The 20980-nt window shown below is 71.9% G+C and carries 25 protein-coding genes; 12 read left to right on the top strand and 13 right to left on the bottom strand.

Going from position 1 to position 20980, the window contains the following annotated elements:
• From OHB56_RS13815 to OHB56_RS13765, 11 genes are all read left to right on the top strand, one after another.
• The gene (locus OHB56_RS13815; protein ID WP_406353532.1) at nt 1-1254 is read left to right on the top strand and encodes an MCE family protein; all 1254 of its coding nucleotides are present in this window, start codon (nt 1-3) and stop codon (nt 1252-1254) included.
• Complete coding sequence (locus OHB56_RS13810; RefSeq protein ID WP_326752549.1) at nt 1251-2309, top strand: MCE family protein; 1059 nt, start codon at nt 1251-1253, stop codon at nt 2307-2309. The genes OHB56_RS13815 and OHB56_RS13810 overlap by 4 nt, the downstream gene beginning before the upstream one ends.
• A complete protein-coding gene (locus OHB56_RS13805) occupies nt 2306-3430 on the top strand; it encodes an MCE family protein (RefSeq protein ID WP_406353531.1) in 1125 nt (374 codons plus the stop codon). Before OHB56_RS13810 ends, OHB56_RS13805 begins: the two co-directional genes overlap by 4 nt.
• Nucleotides 3427-4506 carry an MCE family protein gene (locus OHB56_RS13800; protein WP_406353530.1) on the top strand — a complete coding sequence of 360 codons (1080 nt, stop codon included), beginning with the start codon at nt 3427-3429 and terminating at the stop codon, nt 4504-4506. Before OHB56_RS13805 ends, OHB56_RS13800 begins: the two co-directional genes overlap by 4 nt.
• Nucleotides 4507-4556: 50 nt before the next feature.
• Nucleotides 4557-5921 (top strand): MCE family protein, encoded by a 1365-nt coding sequence (locus OHB56_RS13795; protein ID WP_406359049.1) that lies wholly within the window; start codon nt 4557-4559, stop codon nt 5919-5921.
• A complete protein-coding gene (locus tag OHB56_RS13790) occupies nt 5918-7219 on the top strand; it encodes an MlaD family protein (RefSeq protein WP_326752546.1) in 1302 nt (433 codons plus the stop codon). The genes OHB56_RS13795 and OHB56_RS13790 overlap by 4 nt, the downstream gene beginning before the upstream one ends.
• Nucleotides 7216-7767, top strand: a complete 552-nt coding sequence (locus OHB56_RS13785) for a hypothetical protein (RefSeq protein ID WP_406353529.1) — start codon at nt 7216-7218, stop codon at nt 7765-7767. The genes OHB56_RS13790 and OHB56_RS13785 overlap by 4 nt, the downstream gene beginning before the upstream one ends.
• Entirely contained in the window at nt 7764-8501 is a 738-nt protein-coding gene (locus tag OHB56_RS13780) for a hypothetical protein (protein ID WP_406353527.1), read from the top strand. The genes OHB56_RS13785 and OHB56_RS13780 overlap by 4 nt, the downstream gene beginning before the upstream one ends.
• A 26-nt stretch (nt 8502-8527) precedes the next feature.
• Nucleotides 8528-9076, top strand: a complete 549-nt coding sequence (locus OHB56_RS13775) for a nuclear transport factor 2 family protein (protein WP_406353525.1) — start codon at nt 8528-8530, stop codon at nt 9074-9076.
• A 53-nt stretch (nt 9077-9129) separates the two neighbouring features.
• Nucleotides 9130-9966 carry a hypothetical protein gene (locus tag OHB56_RS13770; protein WP_406353523.1) on the top strand — a complete coding sequence of 279 codons (837 nt, stop codon included), beginning with the start codon at nt 9130-9132 and terminating at the stop codon, nt 9964-9966.
• An 82-nt stretch (nt 9967-10048) separates the two neighbouring features.
• On the top strand, nt 10049-11302 hold the full coding sequence (locus OHB56_RS13765; protein WP_406353521.1) for a lytic transglycosylase domain-containing protein: 1254 nt from the start codon (nt 10049-10051) through the stop codon (nt 11300-11302).
• Between the two features lie 78 nt (nt 11303-11380).
• On the opposite strand, the gene OHB56_RS13760 is transcribed toward OHB56_RS13765, so the two are convergent.
• From OHB56_RS13760 to OHB56_RS13710, 11 genes are all read right to left on the bottom strand, one after another.
• On the bottom strand, nt 11381-11839 hold the full coding sequence (locus OHB56_RS13760) for an Asp23/Gls24 family envelope stress response protein (protein ID WP_326752541.1): 459 nt from the start codon (nt 11837-11839) through the stop codon (nt 11381-11383).
• A gap of 203 nt (nt 11840-12042) precedes the next feature.
• On the bottom strand, nt 12043-12321 hold the full coding sequence (locus OHB56_RS13755; protein ID WP_055594174.1) for a gas vesicle protein K: 279 nt from the start codon (nt 12319-12321) through the stop codon (nt 12043-12045).
• Nucleotides 12318-12545, bottom strand: a complete 228-nt coding sequence (locus OHB56_RS13750) for a gas vesicle protein (RefSeq protein WP_055594173.1) — start codon at nt 12543-12545, stop codon at nt 12318-12320. Before OHB56_RS13750 ends, OHB56_RS13755 begins: the two co-directional genes overlap by 4 nt.
• A gap of 3 nt (nt 12546-12548) precedes the next feature.
• The gene (locus OHB56_RS13745) at nt 12549-13373 is read right to left on the bottom strand and encodes a GvpL/GvpF family gas vesicle protein (protein ID WP_406353518.1); all 825 of its coding nucleotides are present in this window, start codon (nt 13371-13373) and stop codon (nt 12549-12551) included.
• 19 nt (nt 13374-13392) lie between these two features.
• Entirely contained in the window at nt 13393-13734 is a 342-nt protein-coding gene (locus OHB56_RS13740; protein ID WP_406353517.1) for a gas vesicle protein, read from the bottom strand.
• On the bottom strand, nt 13727-14794 hold the full coding sequence (locus OHB56_RS13735; protein ID WP_406353515.1) for an SRPBCC family protein: 1068 nt from the start codon (nt 14792-14794) through the stop codon (nt 13727-13729). Before OHB56_RS13735 ends, OHB56_RS13740 begins: the two co-directional genes overlap by 8 nt.
• Before the next feature lie 6 nt (nt 14795-14800).
• Nucleotides 14801-15568 (bottom strand): histone protein, encoded by a 768-nt coding sequence (locus tag OHB56_RS13730; RefSeq protein WP_406353513.1) that lies wholly within the window; start codon nt 15566-15568, stop codon nt 14801-14803.
• A gap of 7 nt (nt 15569-15575) precedes the next feature.
• Nucleotides 15576-15836 (bottom strand): gas vesicle protein GvpG, encoded by a 261-nt coding sequence (locus OHB56_RS13725; RefSeq protein WP_406353511.1) that lies wholly within the window; start codon nt 15834-15836, stop codon nt 15576-15578.
• A gap of 1 nt (nt 15837) precedes the next feature.
• Nucleotides 15838-16587, bottom strand: coding sequence for a GvpL/GvpF family gas vesicle protein (locus OHB56_RS13720; protein WP_326756984.1), 750 nt, complete (start codon nt 16585-16587; stop codon nt 15838-15840).
• 2 nt (nt 16588-16589) lie between these two features.
• Nucleotides 16590-17048 carry a gas vesicle protein GvpJ gene (gene gvpJ, locus OHB56_RS13715; RefSeq protein ID WP_406353509.1) on the bottom strand — a complete coding sequence of 153 codons (459 nt, stop codon included), beginning with the start codon at nt 17046-17048 and terminating at the stop codon, nt 16590-16592.
• 34 nt (nt 17049-17082) lie between these two features.
• Nucleotides 17083-17403, bottom strand: a complete 321-nt coding sequence (locus OHB56_RS13710; protein ID WP_406353507.1) for a gas vesicle protein — start codon at nt 17401-17403, stop codon at nt 17083-17085.
• A gap of 182 nt (nt 17404-17585) precedes the next feature.
• Between OHB56_RS13710 and OHB56_RS13705 the strand changes: the two genes are divergently transcribed.
• Entirely contained in the window at nt 17586-17756 is a 171-nt protein-coding gene (locus tag OHB56_RS13705; RefSeq protein ID WP_406353505.1) for a hydrophobic protein, read from the top strand.
• A 144-nt stretch (nt 17757-17900) separates the two neighbouring features.
• On the opposite strand, the gene OHB56_RS13700 is transcribed toward OHB56_RS13705, so the two are convergent.
• Nucleotides 17901-20249 carry an FtsX-like permease family protein gene (locus OHB56_RS13700; protein WP_406353504.1) on the bottom strand — a complete coding sequence of 783 codons (2349 nt, stop codon included), beginning with the start codon at nt 20247-20249 and terminating at the stop codon, nt 17901-17903.
• Entirely contained in the window at nt 20246-20968 is a 723-nt protein-coding gene (locus OHB56_RS13695) for an ABC transporter ATP-binding protein (RefSeq protein ID WP_406353502.1), read from the bottom strand. Before OHB56_RS13695 ends, OHB56_RS13700 begins: the two co-directional genes overlap by 4 nt.
• Nucleotides 20969-20980: the final 12 nt, after the last annotated feature.

The following is a 20980-nucleotide window of genomic DNA, read 5'->3' as shown; positions in this document are numbered from 1 at the left end:
ATGAGCGGACGACGAGGCGTCACACTGGGCCGCCGGTGCGCCGGGGTGGCGTTCCTGCTGGTGCCCGCCCTGCTGATCTGGCTGGCCGTCGCCGTCTACGACAAGCGGTTCACCGCGTCCGACCCGGTGGTCGTCGAGACCGGCAGCGTTGGCAACGAGATGCACCCGGGCGCCGAGGTCAAACTGCGCGGGGTCGTCGTCGGCGAGGTCCGCTCCATCGACGCCCACGGCGACGGCGCCCGGCTCACCCTCGCCATGAAGCCCGGCACCCTGGAGCGGGTACCGGACGACGTCCGCGCCCAGATGCTGCCGACCACCCTGTTCGGCGAACGGTTCGTGGCCCTCGTACCGTCCCGGAACCCCTCGCCCCGGCCGCTGGCCGCCGGAGCCGTCATCCCCCAGGACCGCTCCGAGAACGCCGTCGAACTCCAGCAGGTCCTCGACAACGTCCTGCCGATGCTCACCGCGGTCCAGCCGCAGAAGCTCTCCGCCACCCTGTCGGCCGTCTCGCAGGCCCTGGAGGGACGCGGCGACCGGCTCGGCGACACGCTCGGCGTCCTCGACGACCACCTGCGGAAGTTCAACCCCCACCTGCCCACGCTCAACCGGGACCTCAGACAGCTCGTGAAGGTCAGCCATGTCTACGCGGACGCCGCACCCGACATCATCACGGCGCTCACCGACTTCACCACCACCAGCGGCACCCTCGCCGCACAGGAGGCCGACCTCGCCGGCACCCTCGGCGCCACCACCCGGACGGCCGAGGACATGACGGCCTTCCTGCGCAAGAACGAGGACACGATCATCCGCCTGAGCGCCACCGGCAGGCCCACCCTGGAACTGCTCGCCGAGTACGCCCCCTCCTTCCCCTGCACCCTGCGCACCCTCGCCGAGTTCGTGCCCGCCATGGACAAGGTGCTCGGCAAGGGCACCGACCGGCCCGGCATCCACGTCGACGTCACCACCGTCCCCTCGCGCGGCGCCTACGTCCCCGGCCGCGACACCCCGGCCTACGACTCCGGCGGCGGCCCCCGCTGCCACCCGGTGCCCTACCTCGGCGTGTCCGCCGCACCCGCCGCCCGGGCGTCCGCCGGGGCGGACGAGGACCTCGGCCCCGCCAACTCCCCGCAGGAGAACGCCCTCGTCAACGAACTGCTCGCGCCCGCCGCCGGTCAGAGACCCGCGGACCTGCCCGACTGGAGCAGCCTGCTCGTCGGGCCCGTCTACCGCGGCACGGAGGTGACCCTCGGATGACTCCCCGGGATGACGCGCACACCCGACGCCGCCCGCTGACCGGGACGCTGCTCAAGTCCCTCGTCTTCGTCCTGGTCACCGGCATCGCCACGACCGTGCTCGGTCTCAGCGTCGCCGACACCGGCGTGGGCTCCGACACCCACAGCTACAAGGCCCTGTTCACCGACGTCACCGGGCTCGTCGACGGCGACAGCGTGCGGATCTCCGGGGTGAAGGTCGGCGAGGTGACCGATGTGCGCGTCGTGCGGCGACGCACCGCGCAGGTCACCTTCACCGTCCGCGACGACCGCCGGCTGCCCCGGTCGACCACCGCCGCCGTGAAGTACCTCAACATGGTCGGCCAGCGCTACGTCGCCCTCGACCGCGGCAGCGGCGACCTCACCGGCACCCTCGACCAGGGCGCCACCATCCCGCTCGACCGCACCGCGCCCGCCCTCGACCTGACCCTCCTCTTCAACGGGTTCAAGCCGCTGTTCGAAGGACTGTCCCCGAAGGACGTCAACGAACTCGCCGGATCGATCGTGCAGGTGCTCCAGGGCGAGGGCGCCACCGTCGACAGCCTGATCCGCCACATCGGCTCGCTCAGCACCACCGTCGCCGCCAAGGACAAGGTGATCGGCCAGGTCGTCGACAACCTCGGCACCGTCCTGAAGACCCTCAACGACCGCGAGGCCGGATTCGACGACCTCGTCGACACCCTGCAGGACCTCGTCACCGGCTTCAACGAGGACCGCAAACCCCTCGGCGAGGCGGTCGAGGCCATGGGAGACCTCACCACCGTCACCGCCGACCTCCTCGAGGACGGACGCGCGCCCCTCAAGCAGGACATCCGCGAACTGGGCCGGCTCTCGACGGGCCTGGGCGAACACACCCCGCAGATCGAGGACTTCCTCGACCGGACCCCTGCCAAGATGACCGCCCTGGCCCGCCTCTCCTCCTACGGATCGTGGTTCAACCTCTACCTCTGCGAGGCCCGCGTGAGCGGAGTGGGCACCTCCGACGGCTCGAAGCCGCCGACCGGCATCGCGATCACCGAATCGAGGTGCCGGGGATGAGGCCCTTCATGCGACGCGGCGGGAGCGACGGGGCAGGCAGGAGCGAGGAGGCGGAGAAGGCCGAGCGGACGGTTTCCGGGCCCCGGCGCCCGCGCATCAGACCGGTCAAGGAACGCGACCCCGTCGCCGTGGCCGTCGTCGGGCTCCTCGCCCTCGCCCTGCTCGCCGCCCTCGCCTACCACGTGGACCGGCTGCCGCTCGGCGGCGGCACCTCCTACAGCGCCGACTTCTCCGAGGCGGCCGGCCTCGACGAGGGCGACGAGGTGCGCATCGCCGGCGTCAAGGCCGGCCGGGTCACCGGCGTCGGGCTCGACGGCGCCAAGGTGAAGGTCACCTTCGAGGTCGAGGACGCCTGGCTCGGTGACCGGACGACCGCCGCCATCGCCATCAAGACCCTCCTCGGCGACAAGTACCTGGCACTCGACCCGCTCGGCTCCGCCCGGCAGGAGCCCGGCAGCCGCATCCCGCTGTCCCGCACCACCTCCCCCTACGACGTGACGCAGGCGTTCCAGGATCTCAGCGGCACCGTCGACGCCATCGACACCCGAAAACTCGCGGAGAGCTTCGAGACCCTCTCCGACACCTTCGAGGACTCCCCGCCCCACGTGAGGAAAGCCGCCGGCGGTCTGTCCGCGCTGTCGAAGTCCGTCTCCGAGCGGGACGCGGAACTCTCCGAACTCCTCAAGGGCAGCGCCACGTTCACCAAGACCCTGCAGAACAAGCAGTCCGGCTTCGAGACCCTGCTGGAGGACGGCGGAACCCTGCTCGGCGAACTCCAGGACCGCCGCGACGCCATCCGCGCCCTCCTCAAGGGAAGCAGAAAGCTCGGCACCGAACTCAGCGGCCTCGTCGAGGACAACGAGAAGCAGCTCGGCCCCACCCTCAAGGCCCTCGGCCGGGTCACCGGCGTCCTGGAGAAGAACAGCGCCCAGCTCGGCAAGACCCTCGCCCTGGCCGGACCGTACTACCGCCTCGTCGGCAACACCCTGGGCAACGGCCGCTGGTTCGACAGCTACCTGTGCGGTGTCGTCCCCCGCGCCTACCTGCCCGAGACGTCCTTGCCCGAGGCCGGATGCCTGCCGCCGAAACAGACGGCGGCCCAGGGGAACGGTGAACGATGAGCAGACGCAGAAGAGTCCTCACCGGCGTGCTCGCCCTCGCGGTGCTCGCCGCCGGAGGCCTGACCGCCGTGAGGGTCCTCGACTCCGAAGGCACCCGCATCACCGCCTACTTCGACCGCGCCGTCGGCATCTACGCCGGGTCCGACCTGCGCATCCTCGGCGTGCGGGCCGGCGAGGTGGAGTCGGTGCGGCCGCGGGGCACCACGGTGCGCGTCGGCCTCCTCCTGGACGAGGGCGTGAAGGTTCCCGAGGGGGCGAGGGCCGTCGTCGTCGCCCCGAGCGTCGTCGCCGACCGCTACGTGCAGCTGACCCCCGCCCACAGCTCGGGGCCCGCCCTCGCCGAAGGCGCCGTACTGCCCGCCTCCCGCAACCGCACCCCCGTCGAGATCGACCAGCTCTACGCATCGCTCACCGAACTCTCCGAGGCCCTCGGCCCGGACGGCGCCAACTCCACCGGCGCGCTGTCCGACCTGCTGACGACCGGCGCCGCCAACCTCGACGGCAACGGCGAGACCATCGGCACGAGCATCGAGGAGTTCGGCAAGGCGGCCAAGACCCTCGACGGCAGCAGCGGCGACCTGTTCCGCACGCTCAGCCGCCTCCAGACCTTCACCACCATGCTGAAGGACAAGGACACCGACGTACGGACCGCTCAGGAACGCCTGGACGAGGTCGTCACCTTCTTCGCCGACAACAAGGGCGACCTCACCGGCGCGCTCGAGGAACTCGGCACCGCCCTCGGCCAGGTCAAGACCTTCATCGAGGACAACCGGGGCGAGCTGAAGAAGAACGTCGACCGGCTCGTCCCCCTCACCCGGACCCTCGTCGAGCAGCGGGCCTCCCTCGCCGAGGCGCTGGACGTGGCACCGCTGGCCGCGGGCAACCTCGTGAGCGCCTACAACCCCGACACCCGCACCCTCGACGGCCGCGCCGACCTCAACGAGATCAGCATGGGCGGACCGCTGCTGCCCCTGCCCGCGGCGGGCGGCTCGTCCACGAGCGGCAGCGGGGCGACGGGCGGCAGCGGGGCCGGGAACGACGGCGGGTCCGCGGCCTCCGGAAAGGAGGAGCGGTGAAGGGAGCGAGGAAGCACGGCGCACGGCGCGCCGGCGCGGGAGCCGACGGGATCAAGCGCGGCGTGCTCACCACGGGCGGCGCGGCCGGCCTCACCCTGGGCGGGCTGATCGCCCTCGGTCTCGGCTTCGCCCTGGCCCTCGGCGCGGCCACCACCGGCCTCCCGAGCTTCGACGGCATCGAGGACCTGCCGCTGCCCGGCGGCGCCGACCTCGGCGACCACCCCTACACCGTCACCGCGGAACTCCACGACGTACTCAGCCTGGTCCCGCAGTCCGCGGTGAAGGTCAACGACGTCGCCGTCGGCCGGGTCACCGCCATCGAACTCGGCCACGACGAGTGGTCGGCCCGCGTCACCATGAGGATCAACGGCGAGGTACGGCTGCCCGCCGACGCCACCGCCCGGCTCGAACAGTCCAGCCTGCTGGGCGAGAAGTACGTCCAACTCGTCGCGCCCGCCCGGGAGTCCGGCAGCACGGCCGGCACCGGCACCGGCACCGGCACCGGCAGGCTGGAGGACGGAGGGGTCATCCCGGTCTCCCGCACCAGTCGCGACACCGAGGTCGAGGAGGTGTTCGGCGCGCTGTCCCTGCTCCTCAACGGCGGCGGCGTCAACCAGCTCAAGACCATCACCCGGGAGCTCAACGCGGCGCTCGGCGGCCGTGAACCCGAGGTCCGCTCCGTACTGAAGCGGGTCAACACCCTGGTGACCGACCTCGACGACAACCGGGGCGACATCACCGACGCCCTCGACGCCGCCAACCGGCTCTCCGCGACCCTCGCCACCCGCAAGGACGACGTCGGCACCGTCCTCACCGACCTCTCGCCCGGACTGAAGACGCTCGAGAAGCAACGCGGCTCCCTGCTGACCATGCTGCGCTCCCTCGACACCCTCTCCGGCGTCGCCGTCTCCACCATCGACGCGAGCAAGGACGACATGATCGCCGACCTCAAGGCCATCGCGCCGACCCTGAAGGCGCTCGCGGACGCGGGCACGGACCTGCCCGACTCGCTCCAGGTACTGCTGACGTACCCGTTCACCGACGAGGTGCTGCGGGGAGTGAAGGGCGACTACCTCAACGTGTACCTGAACATGACCGCCGCCCCCGGTACCCAGGTGATCCCGCCCCTGGTGCCGCAGGGCACGGCCTCCCCCTCCCCCTCCGCCCCGGCGGACGGCGGACCGGCGGCGGCCGGGGAGGGACCGTCCTCCAGGAAGGCCGGTGGGGGAGAGGAGTCCGGCCGGGGAGCGGAATCCACTCCGTCACCGGGAACGTCGTCGCGGCAGCCCGCACCGGAGCACTCCTCGCCGCTGCCCCTGCCCTCCGTCCCCGCCACGGCTTCCGCCACCGCCACCGCCACCGCCGCCGGGCCGCCGGCGGACCCGGCGGCCACGCGGGGAGGTGAACCCGGTTGATCACCCTCGCCGTACGCCTGAAGAACCTCGCCTTCCTCCTCGTCGCCGTCCTCGCCCTCTCGTTCCTCGGCATCCGCTACGCCGACCTCGGCCGGTACCTCGGCGTCGCCGACCACTACACCGTCGACGTGCTGCTCCCGCGCACCGGCGGCCTGTTCACCCACTCCGACGTCACCTACCGGGGCGTCTCCGTGGGACGGGTCGGCCCGATCGGCCTCACCGCCGACGGCGTCGTCGCCGAACTCCGCATCAAGAAGTCCGCCCCGCGCATTCCCGCCGACACCCGTGCGGTGGTCGCCGGACTCTCCGCCGTGGGCGAGCAGTACATCGACCTGAGGCCCGAGAGCGACGGCGGCCCCTACCTCGCCGAGGGCACCCGCATCGAAGAGACCGACACCCAGGTGCCCGCCCCCGTCACCGACGTCCTCACCGGCGTGAACGCCCTCGCCGACTCCGTACCGCTCGAAGACCTGCGCACGGTCGTGGACGAGTTCGGCAAGGCCTTCGAGGGCCACGGCGACGACCTCGAGGTCCTGCTCGAGAGCGGGAGCGGCTTCGTGGAGGCCGCCGACCGCAACCTGCCGTCCACCACCCGGCTCCTCACCGACGGCGAGACCGTCCTGCGCACCCAGGCCGAAGAGGCGCAGGCCATCCGCGACTTCGCCACCGGAGCGGAGGAACTGGCCCGCGCCCTCAAGGGATCCGACGCCGACCTGCGCCGCCTGCTGACCGTCGCCCCCGACGCCGCCACCCAGGTCAGCGGCGTCCTGCGGGACCTCGATCCGAGTCTCGGCGTCGTCCTAGCCAACCTGCTCACCACCTCCGAGATCGCCGTCACCCGGCAGCGCGGCACGGAGGAGTTCCTGGTGAAGTTCCCGGCGGCCGTCGCCGCCGGCGCCACCGCCGTCGACGGAGGAAAGCTGAACTTCGGCATGGCCGTCACCTTCTTCAACCCCCTTCCCTGCACCGCCGGATACGGCGCCACCCGCTACCGCAACGGGCTCGACCTCGGCACCACGCCCGCCCTCAACACCGGCGCGGCCTGCACCGCCTCCGCCGCGGACGGGGTCAACGTGCGCGGCTCGGCGAACGCCCCGAAGGGCGGCCCGGTACCCGAACCGGCCAAGCCCGGCACCCTGCCCTCAGGCAGCAGCGGCACCGGCGGCGGGAGCGGCGGCGGGGCGAGGACGACCGGTGCGACCGCGCTCCCCGGCGCCCTCGCCCTGCCCGGCCAGGACGGCGAGGCGCCCGAGGACATGACGGGCCTGCTCACCCCGAGCACCGGGAGCACCCGATGAAGCGGATCCGCATCCTCACCGGCGTGGGGCTCGCCCTGGCGCTCGGCTTCTGCGGCGCCGGCGCGTGGACCTACGCGCAGGCACGCACCGACGACGCGCTCGCCTACGGCCGGGAACGCGACCGGGCGCTCGCCGACGGACGCGAGGGCGTCGCCGTACTCACCACACTCGACGCCTCCACCCGGCAGCGGGCCGAGAAGGGCATCGCATCCTGGCGCGCCGCCTCCACCGGGCCCCTGCGCGAGGAACTGGGCGGCACCGAGGCCAAGGCGGGCGCCTCGGCGCGCGGCACGGTCACCGAGGCCGCCGTCACCGCGCTCGACCCACGCACCGGCACGGCCAAGCTCATCACCACCGTCCGGGTCGAGGTCACGCCCGCCGGGACGAAGCAGCCGACCACCGGCCGCAAACGGCTGGAGGCGGTTCTGGCCCGCACGGACGAGGGGGAGTGGAAGGTGAGGGCATTGAGCGCGGTGCCGGTCACGGGGGAGAAGACGGTCCGGGACGCGGGAGAGACCTCCGAGGAGAAGGAGGGCAGCGGCCGATGAAGCGGACCCCGATGCCGACCCGGCTGCTGCGCAGGGGCAGACGGCCGGAGCCCGACAAAACCTCCGTGCCGGACATGCCGGACGTGCCGGACGTGACAGACGTGCCGGACGTGACAGACGCGACAGACGCGACAGACGCGACGGACACACAACCCGCCACGGAAGCTGGGCGGCCGGATGCCGTCCCGGAGCCGGAAGACACTACGCGCGACGTCCACTCCCGTCACCTCCCCGCCGAACGCCTTCGGCGGGCCGCCCTCGCCGGATCCGCCGCGCTGCTCCTCGGCGCCGGCTGCGGCTTCTTCCACGGCGCCCACCAACTGCGATCGGCCCCGCCCGCCCGGAACCAGGCGCTCACCGACACCGAGGCCACCACCCGTGTCGCCGGTGAGGTCGGCCATGCCCTCGCGCGGGCCTTCTCCTACACACCGGACGGCACCGCGGCCGCCGAACGCTCCGCACGCACCGTCCTCAGCGGCCGCGCCGCCCGCCAGTACCAGGCCCTCTTCGACCAGGTCCGCGACGACCTCACCGAGCAGCGCGTCACCCTGAGCACCCGGGTCGCCCGCGCCGGAGTGATCGAACTCGACGACGAGAAAGCACGTCTGCTGGTCTTCCTCGACCAGACCTCCCACCGCGGCAAGGACACGGCCACCACCGCGGCAGCCCAACTCACCGTCACGGCACGGCTCGTGAACGACCAGTGGCGGATCACCGACATCAAGGCCCGCTGACCGTGCGCGGGAGAGTGGAGCACCCCATGAGACGCGCGGTCCGCGCCCTCGCCGGCACCCGTGCCCGGCCGCTGCCGGCCGTGCTGCTCGCCCTCACCCTCACGGCGGGCGGCTTCGCGGCGTGGGCGGGACAGGACTGGTACCGCGCGGCCCACGACGACCGGGCCGCGTACGCCGAGCAACGGGACGAGGCGCTCGCCGCCGGGGAGCAGGCCGTGCGGAACCTCAACACGCTCGACCACCGGAACCTGGACCAGGGCCTCGACCTGTGGGAATCCTCGACGACCGGGGAACTGCACGAGCAACTGGCCTCCGGTCGCACGGAGTTCGCCGAACAGGTGAAAGCGGCCAAGACGGTCACCACGGCCCGGGTGCTGTCGGGCGCCGTCACCGAGATCGACGACCGCGCCGGACGCGCCCGGGTGCTGATCGCCCTGCGTGTCACCGTCGAGGCGGCCGACGGCGCGAAGACCGACAAGGACAGCCGCATGCTCGGCGAACTCACCCGGACCGAGGGCCGCTGGAAGCTGAGCGCCCTGGGCCAGGCACCCGTGGGCGGCACCTCGGCCGGCTGATCCGGCCCCGTCCGTACAGCGCCGGCCGCCGCACCGAGGAGGACACCCGCACGATGTCGACGACCCGCCACCACATCAACCGCCAGCGCCGCCGGCAGGCCCGCGAGACCCGCCCCGCCGCCTCCACCGGGACCCGGCCGGGCACCGAGAGCCGGTCCGGCACGGGCGACGCGGCCGTCCTCCCCCCTCCGGCCGAGCCGGCCACGGACGGGACGACGACCCGGAAGGCACCAGGCACGGCCGGGAAGGCGTCCGGGGCGACCCGGAAGGCGCCCGGGGCGGACGACCACAGGACCACCCGGGCCCGCCGCAGTCCGCGCCGCCCGGCCACGACCCTCGCGGTCCTCTGCGCCCTGACCCTGCTCCTCGGCGGCTTCGCGGGCTGGGCCCACGCGCGGGCCGAGGCACTCCGGGACGACCCCGCGCGGAGCAACACCGCCCTGACCGACCTCGCCCGCACCAGCGAGATCAAGGGGCAGACGTCCCAGGCCGTAGAGGCGCTCTTCTCGTACGACCACACCGACCCCGGCGCCCTGGACGAGGCCGCGAAGGACCTGCTCACCGAGAAGGCCGTCGGCCGGCACGACACCCTGCTCGCCGACGTCCGCGAACGGGCCGACGAGCAGAAGGCGCTGATCACCACGACGGTCACCGAGAGCGCCGTCGAACGCATCGACGGCGACCGGGCCCGGGTCCTCGTCTACGCCGACCAGAGCAGTGTCGGCACCGCCGGAACCGAGCCCACCGCGAACAAGGACGGGAAGGCCGCGAAGGGCGAGCAGGAGCAGCGGCAGGACGAGGGCGTGTACGCCGGAGCCCTGCTCGCGGTGGACGTCGTCCACCGCGACGGACGCTGGCTCGTCTCCGCCATCGACACCTTCGGCCGCTGAGAGCCGACCGCACGACCGACCGCGTGACCGACCGTACGCACGGCACCGCCCGTACGCCCCGCACCCGACAGGAGTGACCGCCATGTCCTTACCCCGCGCACGACACCGCGCACGCGCACGACGTCGGCGTCCCGGCCGGGCCCGCAGGAGACTGCGGACGACCGCCCTCGCGGTGACGGCCGTGGCAGCCCTCACCGCCTCCCAGGCACCCGGTCCCGCCCGGGACGCGAAGGACGCCCACGCCGCCCCCTCGACCGACGGCGGCAGACCGACGGCGGCAGGCATCCCGTACGCCGAGTCCGCGCCTCCGGGCGACGGTTCCTACCACACCGAGATCCCGCCCCTGAAGGTGCCGGACGTCGGGTCGGCGGCCCCGGCGCTCGTCCGCGAACTCCGCTCCCAGTCCGGCATCCCGGCCACCGTGCTGCGCGCCTACCGTGCGGCCGGGACCTCCGTGGGCAGGACGGACCCCGGCTGCCGACTGCCCTGGGAGCTGCTCGCGGCGATCGGCAAGGTCGAGTCCGGCCAGGCGCGCGGCGGAGCGGTCGACCGGAACGGCACCACGCTGGGCCGCATCACCGGACCGCCGCTCGATGGCCGGGGTTTCGCCCTGATCCGGGACACGGACGGGGGCGTCCACGACGGTGACACGGTCTACGACCGTGCGGTGGGACCGATGCAGTTCCTGCCGTCCACCTGGGCCCGCTGGGGCACGGACGGCAACGGTGACGGCCGCGCCGACCCGAACAACATCTTCGACGCGGCCCTGGCGGCCGGGCACTACCTGTGCGCGGGCGACCGGAACCTGGGCCGGGCCGCGGACCTGGACCGGGCGATCCTCAGCTACAACCACTCGCGCGCCTACCTGAGACTGGTCAGGTACTGGCTGGAGTTCTACAGCCGGGGGATCCACACCGTCCCCGACGGCGAGGGCGTCATCCCGAAGAGCCCCGGCGCGGGTAGCGACACCCCGGCCACCGAGCCCGCCGACACCGGGAACGAGAACGACGACGGCATCATCATCGGCCCGGACCCCACCACCCCCGCCACTCCCACACGGCCCCCCTCCTCGTCCCCGTCGCCCACCACCTCCCCGTCCCCGTCGCCGGGCCCCTCCTCCCCGACGGAGCCCCCGACGAGCGAGACCCCCTCCACACCGCCCGAGGAGTCCCCCACCGAGGACCCGTCGCCCTCCCCGGACCCCACGGACCCGGGCCCTTCACCCACCGAACCGGACGACTGCTCCCCGGAGTCCGGATCCCCGTCCCCCGAGCCCGCCCCTTCCCCGACCACCTCCCCGTGTCCCACCGCCCCGGCCCCACCCTCCGCCGACTGAGCCGTCCCGGAGGCGTCGACCGCGTCCGTCAGCGGTTTCCCGCAGGCAGGGGTGCGGGAGCGGGGCGGGAGACCCGCCTCATTGGACGCGGGAACCCGAGGAAGCGCGCTCCGTTCCCTCGTCGCCCTCGTCCGTTCCCGGGACGTGGACGTCGATCACCTTGATGTTGATCTCGACGACCTCCAGTCCGGTCATCGTCTCGACGGCGTCCGTGACCCGGGAGCGGACCTCCCTCGCGGCCTCCAGGATCTCGATGCCGTACTCCACCACGACGTCGACGTCGATGGCGGTCTGCTTCTCGCCCACCTCCACCTTCACCCCACGACTGGGGTCGGTGGAGCGGGACACCCTGTCCTTGACCGCTCCCAGAGCTCGCGAGGCGCCCCCGCCGAGGGAGTGGATCCCCTCGGTCTCGCGCACGGCTATGCCCGCGATCGTGGAGACCACGGTGTTCGCGATGACGGTCGTCCCAGGGGTTTCACCCGCGGTGCCGCCCGTGCCCAGAGCAGTGCCGCTCAGACTGTCGTTCGTCGTCATGAGTTCCTCGCACAGAGCTGTCGGGGAGGGGCGGGCCGGATCCGGCGGATGCCATCCACCGGCATCCGCTGTCTCGCGCCCTCACTCCACTGTGCTCCGGGAACCGGTCCTCCGCCATTCGGGTGAGTGACCGGCGGAGGCACCGGGCTCCACCTCGTCGCCCCTTCCGGTCCGGTCAGGTCAGGTCCGGCCCTCAGGTCCGGTCAGGTCCGGGGCAGCAGGGTGCCGAGCGGCCCCAGATCGAGGTTGAGATCCTCCGGACGTACGCCGTGCTGCTCACAGAGTTCCGTCATGCGCTGGTCGAGCAGCATGAGCGTGGTGCCGATCTCGTCGATCTGGCCGTCGGTGAGGTCGCCCTGGTCGATGCGCCGCAGCGCTTGCCGTTCCATCAGCTGGCGCAGGAGCTCCACCACGGTGAGCACCAGGGCGACCAGGTCGCGCCCCATCTGCTCGGAGTCCAGGTCGACCCGTGAGGCCGTCACAGCGGCCCGCTGTCGGCCCAGGGGGCGGGCACGCGTTCGCTGACCGAGGACAGCAGGGCGTGCAACGACACCCGCACGAGCGGGACATCGGCGATCGCGATGACCAGGTCCCCACTGACGACGACCCCGGTCGCCAGGACCCGGTCCAGGAGATCGACCAACGGCACCCCGATGGGGCCGCTCAAGGGGCCCGGACCGTCCCACGGAACCACGTCGTGCGTCACCCCTCACACCTCGCCCACGAAGGAGTAGGGCACCCACGGGCCCGAGAGTTCGATCCCGGCGTCGGTGCTCTCCCGCAAGTCCTTCACCAACAGCTCCAGTTCGGCCGACCGGTGCTCGGCGACCAGGTAGGTGGCGTTCAGGACCTGGACACGGTGGTCGCCGGCCGTTCCCGGGCCGTGCGGCCGGAGCCGGCGGGACGCCTTGGCGATGCGGCACACCCGCGTGTCCACGGTCTCGGCGACGCGCAGGGACTCCTCCCGCTGCTGCTCGTGCCGCGCCTGCAGGTTCCGTTTGCGCTCCAGATACGCCCGCCCCGCTCCCGGAGCCGGACGCCCCCGATCGCCTGGCGTACTCGGCGTGCTGGGCCGCTGCGCCGCCCCGCCGCCGACATCGCCGGGAGAGCCGGTCGCGTAGACCTTCACACCCCATTCGGCATGGTGCGCGATGCGTTCCAGGGCGGCGTGGAAGCGCGCCGACTCGTTGCCCAGCACGAACTCGGCCCTGTCCTCCGCGTTGTACAGCGTCGCCAGGGGCAAGGGCACCGTGGGCGCCTGGGCGGCGACCGCCGACACGACCTCGTGGTGGGCCCGCGCGTACCGTTCGAGTTCGGGCTCGTCCGTCAGACGCTCCTGCCAGGCCTCGTCCGTGAACTCGGCCGCCCGCACGGTCTGCACGATCGCGGTGAGAGAACCGAGGGGAAGCGTCCGCAGGGGTGCGTCCCGGGCGACCCCGGACACCCCGTCGAGCGCCGGACTTCCCTCGGCGCGGCAGACCGCGTACACGTAGAGGGCGGTCGTGTCCGAAGCCGTGGGGCTGTGCTCCGTCATGCCTTCCTTCCTCCCTGACTCATCGACCGGCCGACGACGTTTCCCGGGGCCCGGATTCGAGCGCCTCCAGGCGGGCGCGCAGTTCGCGGTTCTCCTCCCGCAGAGCGCTTCGTGCCGCGCGGGAGCTGAGCGCCGGGTCGGTCTCCCACCAGTCGATGCCGGCCTTCTTCGCGGTGTCCACGGAGGCCACGAAGAGACGCAGCCGGATGGTCAGCAACTCGATGTCGAGAAGGTCGATCTTGATGTCGCCGGCGATCACGATGCCCTTGTCGAGGACGCGCTCGAGGATGTCGGCGAGGTTGGTGTTCGGGGGCCCGGGGACGGGGTGGTCCACGTCGTGCCGGAAGTCGAGGTCAGTCACGACGAGCCCTCCGGGAGCGCCGCTCGGCGGGCTGCTCCTCCTCTTCCTCACCCTCCTCTTCTTCCTCGCCCTCCTCCTCCTCCTCCTCGTCCTCCGGGCCGGGCTCCTCTTCGTCTTCGTACTCCTCCTCGTCTTCTTCCTCGTCCTCGCCCGTCAGTCGATCGTCCGCGGCCTCGCCGTCCTCTTCCTCGCCCTCTTCCTCCTCGTCCTCCCAGCCGTCCTGGCCCTCTTCTCTTTCTTCCTCCTCCATGGCCTCTTCGTGGGACTTGACGACTTCTCCGTCGCGGATCTCGCCACGCCAGGCTTCGGGTTCATCGTTGGTGAGCGTGACGTACCGCTGGAAGTGCTTGAAGTCCAGACGTACGCGGCGCCCTTGAGCACGCCAGAGGTTGCCCGTCTTCTCGAAGAACCCGGAGGGGTAGTACTCGAGGACCAGGACGATGCGGGTGAGGGACGGAGCCAGCTCGTGGAAGCTCACCGCACCACGCGTGGTGCCCTTGGCGCCTTCCGACGTCCACACGATGCGGTCGTCGGGCACCTGCTCCTGGACCGTCGCCTTGAAGCTGCGCGAGGACGGTCCGATCTTGACCTTCCAGTTGCTGGTCGCCTCGTCTTCCATCGAGACGTCCTGAACGCCCTTGGTGAAACCGCTGAACTGGTCGTACTGGGTCCAGTGGTCGTAAGCGGTACGCAGAGGTACTCCCACATCGAGTACCTCGATGATGTTCATGAGCTTGCCGCCGCCCGACTTGCGCTTGCGCTTTCCACCGCCGAAGGTCTCTTTGGCCTTGTCCACGACACTGTCCTTGACGCCCTTGGCCTTTTCCGAGACGAACGCCTTCACCGGCGAATCGCCCTGAAGGACGCGTGAGCCGATCTTGGGCAGGGATCCGCCGTTCTCCGCGACGTCGGTCAGCCGGTTCGTGACGCCGGTCAGCTTGTCTCCCGCCTTCTCGGCGAACTTCCCCGCCTGCGCGCCGAGGAAGCCGGACAGCTCTCCCCGGAGCCTGCTCAGTCCGGACTCTTCCGCCTCGGGTTCTGTGTTCTTCGACTGGGCCATGACTGGCTACCTCCGACGCTTCGTGCGCTTGGATGCGGTCCCCTTCGCCGACGACGAGGTGCTTGCCGCCGTCTTCTTCGCGGGAGATGTCTTCTTGGCCGCGGTCTTCTTGGACACCGTCTTCTTGGCCGGAGCGGACTTCTTGGCGGTCGCCTTCTTGCCCGGAGCTTTCTTCTCGGCCGCTTTCTTCTTGGCCGGGGCGGACTTCTTCGCCGGGGTCTTCCTGCCCGACGGCCGCTTCTTCGGCTTCCGCTCGGGGACCTCCTCTTCCTCGACCTCCTCTTCCTCCTCGTCCTCCGGGCCGGGCTCCTCCTCTTCCTCTTCCTCTTCCTCCGGACCCGGCTCCTCTTCGTCCTCGTACTCGTACTCGTCGTCCCCGTACTCCGCGCCTTCGTCGTCCGGCGTCTCTTCTTCCTCGCCCTCGTACTCGTCCTCGACGTCTTCGTCCTCGTCCCGCGGAGGTTTGGTGAGACGGGCCGTGCGGTCGCTGAGCGTGTCGGCCAGTGAGCCCAGACTGCGGTTGGCGGTGGCGGTCATGGCCTTGCGCCCCGCCTCGAGGACCTCGCCCCGGATCTGGTCCTGGAGCTGGGCGAACTGGGGAACCTCTCCGAGCCGGCGCATCCCCTCCGCGGCGAGCTGGCGGGGCTCCAGCCCGAACCGCCGGCCGGCCAGGTACGTCGCGACGGTGATGGCCAGCCGCCCTTTCCCGGTCCGGCCCAGGAGATAGCCGCCGATCACCGCAGCCCCGAGGGCAGCCTTGGACTGGTCTTCCATCAGCACGTCACCTTCGCTCGCGATCGTGGTGTGTCGGACCGACCCGCACGGCGTGCAGTCGGTCGAGCAACCGTTCTTCTTCTCGTTCGAACTCGTCCGGAGTGATGTCGCCCGCCTCGAGTTCCTGGTTGAGCACCGCCAGCTGCGCACGCAGAACGGCGGGGTCGTGCAACTCGCGCTCGGCGGCGTCGTGGAGTTTCTCGGCCACCCAGACCACGCCCCGGACCGGCGCGATGGGCAGCGTGAGCAGGCCGGTGATCAGTCCCATGTCAGGCCCCGCCCACGGGTACGGGGAGGGCCTCGGACGTGACGAAGCTGTAGCAGGGGAGCGGGCCGGCGAGCCGGAGTTCCACATGCTCCCGATGCGCGTCGGCGAAGCCCCGGGCCCGGGTGAGGAAGGTGTCGGTGTCGCCGCGGTCGACGAGGAAGGACATGTTGAGCGCACAGCCCGGGACGGTGGGACCCGCTGCCACGGCGCGGGCCCCGGGCGTGAGTTCACGCACCATGCGCCGTCCCGCCGCCGCCGCTCTGCGGGTGAGCGCGGTGGTGACGGCTTCGCCCAGCCTGATGCTGGCCTCGTAGCCGGGACGCCGGCGCGCGGCGTCGCGAAGCCGCCGTACGTCCTTCTCCTCGGCGACGAGGGCCGCCAGCGCGTTCTGTGCCGGAAGTGCCTTGACGTTGATCTCGAAGCGGCCGGCCAGCTGTTCCAGAGCGGCGGCATGGCGGGACTCGGCGGCGGCCAGCTGCTCGAGGACCGTCTTCTCGTCCGGCGCGACCATGCCGAACCGCATGGGCAGCACCGGCCCTTCGTCCGCCAGGCGCATCAGGAGTTCCTGGTGCGCCAGCAGGTCGCGACGTCGCGCGCGCAGCTCGGGCGGTGCGTCGCTGACGACCGCGCCGAGCGGGCCCTGTCCGATCGTCCGCACCGGGGCGGGAGGGGACCCCACTCCGCCGAGCCCTTTCGGAAGCGTCGTTCCCGCCCGCAGAATCGCGTAGACGTACACACCGTCGGCTACCACGGTCATGCCTCCACGCGGCGTCGGCTGCTCTTGCGCGCGGGAGCGCGCCGCTTCCTCGGGCGTTCCTGCTGCTCGTCCTCGCCCTCGTCGTCGGGCTCCTCGTCGCCGCCGCCCACCACTTTGCGTACGGTCTCGCCCACGGTGTCGGCGGCCCTGCGCACCTTGCGCTTGCCGACGGCCTTGGCCGCACCGCCGCCGAACAGTTCGGGAACCGTGGTGCTGCCGGAATCGCGCTCGAGGTCCAGCCGGTTGCACGCCTCCGCGAACCGCAGGTAGGTGTCCACACTCGCGACGACGATGCGCGCGTCCACCTTGAGGATCTCGATCCCGACCAGCGAGACCCGTATGAACACGTCGATGACCATGCCGCGGTCGAGAATCAGTTCCAGTACGTCGTACAGCGTGCCGGAGCGGGGAGGGCAGGCCACGACTTCGTCGGAGTAGTAAGTGGTGGCGGTCATGGAAGTTCCTTCCAGCAGAGGGAGCGAACACGGATCACTCGTCGGCCGCACCCCGCCGGTAGCGACGGACCCTGCGGTATTCCAGGAGTTCGCCGTCCCGGTCGAGTTGCAACTCGTACGAGGCCAGGAGGCTCGTGGTGTCGGGAATCCGCGGAACCTCCAGAACATCCACCACCACGCACCAGCCGTCGTCGGAACGCCGGACGGCGGACACGCCCTCCGCCGGGTGGTCGATCAGCCCCTCCAGGCTCTGGAGGGCGGTACGGGCCGCGTGCTCGGGCCCCCGCGCGGCCCCCGCTCGCCGCGCGGGGGCCGTCTTGGAGCTCCCGGTGCCGGAGCGACGTGGTTCTGCCATACGGTCAGTTTTGGTACTCCTGGCGGCCGCGCATCTCGAGCGGAGCCATCCGTGGGAGGCGCGGGGTGTGTGCCGCAGTGGTGCGGCGTGCGCGTTTTCCCGCTGCGGTGTAAAAGAAACATGAAGGCGTCGCGCGTGTGACGAGAATTCCGGGGCATCTGCTCCCTCGGAGGTTGATAATCATGGTTCCCCTGCTTCTTGTACTTCTGCTGGCCCTCGTTCTTTTCGGTGCCGGATTCGCCATGAAGGCGCTGTGGATCGTTGCCGTGATCGTGCTGGCCGTGTGGCTGCTCGGTTTCGTCATGCGCTCCACCCATACGGGCGGAAGCCGGGGCCGGTGGTATCGCTGGTAAACCGAGGAACACGCCTTACCTGAATGCTCGGGGCGGCACCGGACCATTTTCCGGTGCCGCCCCGCATTCATGCCCGAACGCCCCACCATCGCCGATGAGGGCCGCATCCGCGCGGCCCGCGCCATACCGCCCTGCCCGTGCCTCCTATTCGGTGCGCAGGGCCGTGGCGGTCCGGGCCCTGGCGGCCCAGCCGGCGGGCAGGAGCGCACCCAGGGTGGCGATGAGCAGGCCGCCGAGCGCGAGCGGGAGCAGTTCGGCCCCGTGGTAGACGGCGATGACGGAATCGGGGAGGCGGAGCCCCACACTCTCGCCCATCGCGGGGAGGACCCGGCCGTGCAGGGCCACGCCGAGCGGCACGCCCAGAGCGCCCGCGACCAGTCCGGTCACGACGACCGAGGTGAGGACCATCGCGACGGTCTGCCGGGGCGTCATGCCGAGCGCCTTGTGGACACCGATCTCCCGAACGCGCTCGCGGGTGTCGAGCAGCACGCCGTTGAGCACGCCGAGCGCGGCGACGGCGACGAGCATCAACGTGAGGATCGTGGACAGCGCGTTGAGCGTGACGACCATGTCGCTGCCGGCGTCGAGCCCGCCGGCTCGGGCGGTGACCCCCAGCGGTGCCAGGTCCTTGTTCAGCGCGTCGGCGTAGTCGGTCACGCCGGCGCCCGACGTGACCGCGATGTGATGGCTCGCTTCCGTCAGGTCGGGACGGGCGGCCGTGAGGGTCGAGGCGTCGGTGAAGACCTGCATGCCGTCGTGGCGGGGGTCGAGGACCTCACCGACGATCCGGACCGTGACCGGCTCGGCCAGGCCGTTCAGGGTGACGGTGTCGCCGATGCGGGTGCCGGTGGCGGCGAGGAAGGGGGTCGGGGCCACCCCCTCTCCGGGCCTGTCGATCCAGCGGCCCGAGACCATCGTGTAACCGCCCCAGGAAGCGTCGCCGGTGAAGGCGATCACGTTGACGGTGCCGGTCAGGCCGGACACGGTCGCCCGCACCTTCGCGGCGCTGTAGTGCTTCCCGGTTCCGGCGGCGGCCTCGACGGCCGCGGTGACTGCGACGGGATCGGCCCGGGGCTGCTTCTCGGGGCCGGGGCCTCGGGGGCCGAAGTCCGGCGGGGGCGCGGGCACGACGACGTCGGCGGCGTCGTGGGCCCTGGCTTTCATCACCTGGCCGAGCGAGGCGCCCATCCCCACGGTGAACGTGACGGCGACGGCGCCGAACAGGATCGCCGCGCCCATGGCCAGCGCGCGGGCGGGCCGCGCGAAGGGCCGGGACAGGCCCAGGGCGACCGGCTGCGGCAAGGGCAGCCGTCCGGCCAGGCGGGCCGCCCACCGGCCGCGCCCCGCCGAAGCGGTACGCCCGACGGCGAGCGCGTCGACCGTACGCAGCCGCCCGGCCCGCCAAGCACTCGCCCACGCGGTCGCCGCCACCAGGCAGAGCACCCCGGCGATCACTGCCAGGTCGACCCAGGGGGCGATGGCCAGGGACGAGGCGCCGTAGACCTCCTCGGTCTCGGCCAGTACGGGAACGGCGAGCAGGTGGCCGGCGAGGACACCGAGGGCCGTGCCGGCGGCGGCCGGGATCAGCGCCTGGCCCACGTAGGCCCGTACGACCTGGGCCGGGGTGAAACCGACGGCCTTGAGGACGCCGATGCGGCGTGTTCCCGTGCCGACGGCCGACGCGACGACGTTGCCGACGATGAGCACCGACATGACCAGGCCCAGGGCGCCGAACGCGATGAGGAACGGGACGTAGAGGGCGGTGTCGCGCTCGGCGTTCTTCTTGACGGTGAGCCATGACTGTTCGCCGACGGCCGATCCCGGCGGCAGGGATTTGGTCACGGCCTTGCCGCCCGCGGCGATCTGCGCGGTGGTGCCCGCGTCGGTGAAGCGGTAGAGCATCTGGTAGCCGCCGCTGCCGGGCGCGGTGAGCGCCGGCAGCTGGGACGGAACCACCCAGGCGTCGGCGGTCTGCGTGACCGAGCGGGCCACACCCACCACCGCCAGCGTCGGACCGCCGGGCAGGTCGGGGAAGGTGATCTCCATGCCCATGGTCGGAGGGATCGAGGAGCCGGCGGACAGCACGATCTCGCCGGAACGGGTGGGCCACCGCCCGTCGAGCAGCGTCACCTCGTCCACACCCCGGCCGGGATCGGGGCGGCCCACCACGGTCATCGGCCACCCGGGGCCCGCCTCGTCCGCCCGGGGGGTGACCGTCGCCGTACGGAACGGCCCGGCCGCACTGTGCACCTCCTCGGCGTTCATGGACTTCGACAGCTGCCTGGCGCTCACCTTGCCCGCGTCGAACTGCACGGACAGATGCGCGCCGTGCTGCCTGGCGAAGGCGTCGTCGAAGGGCGCGCCGGACACCACGAGCAGCGATCCGCCGAGGACGGAGGCGGCCACCGCCATCATCGTGGCGAGCCCGATCACCAGCGTCTGCACCCGGCGCCGTCCCACCCCCGAGCGGACCACCTTGCCGAGCGCGCTCATCGGACGGTCTCCGGGGCGACGGTCTCCGGGGCGACGGCCCGTGACCGGACGTCCTCGGTGATCCGGCCGTCGGCGATCCGGACCGTACGGTTCGTGCAGGACCGGGCCAGAGCCAGGTCGTGGGTGACCACGAGGATGGTCTGGCCCTCGCCGTGGAGGTCGGTGAGCAGCCTGCTGACGTCCTGTCCGGCGGCCGTGTCCAGGGCCCCGGTCGGCTCGTCGGCCAGGAGCAACGCCGGCCGGTTCATCAACGCCCGGGCCACCGCGACGCGCTGCCGCTCGCCGCCGGACAGCCGCCCCGGGTAGGCGTGGGCGTGCCGGTCGATGCCGAGCAGTTCCAGGAGTTCCGCCGTCCGGCGGTCCGCCTCACGGCGTGCCATGCCCGCGAGCCGTGCGGGCAGGGCGACATTGTCGGTGACGGTCAGATCGTCGAGCAGGTTGAAGAACTGGAAGACCATGCCGATCTTCGACCGCCGGTAGAGCGCCGATCCGGTTTCGCCCAGGCGGTCCACCCGCACCCCGTCCACGGTGACGGTCCCCGTATCGGGCCGGTCGAGCCCCGCGATCAGGTTGAGCAGCGTGGACTTGCCGCTGCCGGAAGGGCCGAGGATCGCGACGGCCTCGCCGGGCCGCACGGTCAGCGACGCGTCGTGCAGGGCGGGCGGGCCGTCGTCGTATCGGCGGCTCACCCCGCGCAGTTCGATCACCGGCGTGGTCATGAAAGGGCTCCT

The organism is Streptomyces sp. NBC_01635 (assembly GCF_045209715.1).
Classification (GTDB): Bacteria; Actinomycetota; Actinomycetes; order Streptomycetales; family Streptomycetaceae; genus Streptomyces; species Streptomyces hirsutus.
The sequence above is the reverse complement of the archived record's forward strand: the minus strand, read 5'-3'. Positions and strand labels throughout refer to the sequence as shown.

Bases quoted from the DNA above. Each gene is read 5' to 3' on its own strand.
- OHB56_RS13815 (WP_406353532.1), top strand. From the start codon at position 1: ATGAGCGGACGACGAGGCGTCACACTGGGCCGCCGGTGCGCCGGGGTG.
- OHB56_RS13810 (WP_326752549.1), top strand. From the start codon at position 1,251: ATGACTCCCCGGGATGACGCGCACACCCGACGCCGCCCGCTGACCGGG.
- OHB56_RS13805 (WP_406353531.1), top strand. From the start codon at position 2,306: ATGAGGCCCTTCATGCGACGCGGCGGGAGCGACGGGGCAGGCAGGAGC.
- OHB56_RS13800 (WP_406353530.1), top strand. From the start codon at position 3,427: ATGAGCAGACGCAGAAGAGTCCTCACCGGCGTGCTCGCCCTCGCGGTG.
- OHB56_RS13785 (WP_406353529.1), top strand. From the start codon at position 7,216: ATGAAGCGGATCCGCATCCTCACCGGCGTGGGGCTCGCCCTGGCGCTC.
- OHB56_RS13780 (WP_406353527.1), top strand. From the start codon at position 7,764: ATGAAGCGGACCCCGATGCCGACCCGGCTGCTGCGCAGGGGCAGACGG.
- OHB56_RS13775 (WP_406353525.1), top strand. From the start codon at position 8,528: ATGAGACGCGCGGTCCGCGCCCTCGCCGGCACCCGTGCCCGGCCGCTG.
- OHB56_RS13770 (WP_406353523.1), top strand. From the start codon at position 9,130: ATGTCGACGACCCGCCACCACATCAACCGCCAGCGCCGCCGGCAGGCC.
- OHB56_RS13765 (WP_406353521.1), top strand. From the start codon at position 10,049: ATGTCCTTACCCCGCGCACGACACCGCGCACGCGCACGACGTCGGCGT.
- OHB56_RS13760 (WP_326752541.1), bottom strand. From the start codon at position 11,839: ATGACGACGAACGACAGTCTGAGCGGCACTGCTCTGGGCACGGGCGGC.
- OHB56_RS13745 (WP_406353518.1), bottom strand. From the start codon at position 13,373: ATGACGGAGCACAGCCCCACGGCTTCGGACACGACCGCCCTCTACGTG.
- OHB56_RS13735 (WP_406353515.1), bottom strand. From the start codon at position 14,794: ATGGCCCAGTCGAAGAACACAGAACCCGAGGCGGAAGAGTCCGGACTG.
- OHB56_RS13730 (WP_406353513.1), bottom strand. From the start codon at position 15,568: ATGGAAGACCAGTCCAAGGCTGCCCTCGGGGCTGCGGTGATCGGCGGC.
- OHB56_RS13725 (WP_406353511.1), bottom strand. From the start codon at position 15,836: ATGGGACTGATCACCGGCCTGCTCACGCTGCCCATCGCGCCGGTCCGG.
- gvpJ (WP_406353509.1), bottom strand. From the start codon at position 17,048: ATGACCGCCACCACTTACTACTCCGACGAAGTCGTGGCCTGCCCTCCC.
- OHB56_RS13710 (WP_406353507.1), bottom strand. From the start codon at position 17,403: ATGGCAGAACCACGTCGCTCCGGCACCGGGAGCTCCAAGACGGCCCCC.
- OHB56_RS13705 (WP_406353505.1), top strand. From the start codon at position 17,586: ATGGTTCCCCTGCTTCTTGTACTTCTGCTGGCCCTCGTTCTTTTCGGT.
- OHB56_RS13700 (WP_406353504.1), bottom strand. From the start codon at position 20,249: ATGAGCGCGCTCGGCAAGGTGGTCCGCTCGGGGGTGGGACGGCGCCGG.
- OHB56_RS13695 (WP_406353502.1), bottom strand. From the start codon at position 20,968: ATGACCACGCCGGTGATCGAACTGCGCGGGGTGAGCCGCCGATACGAC.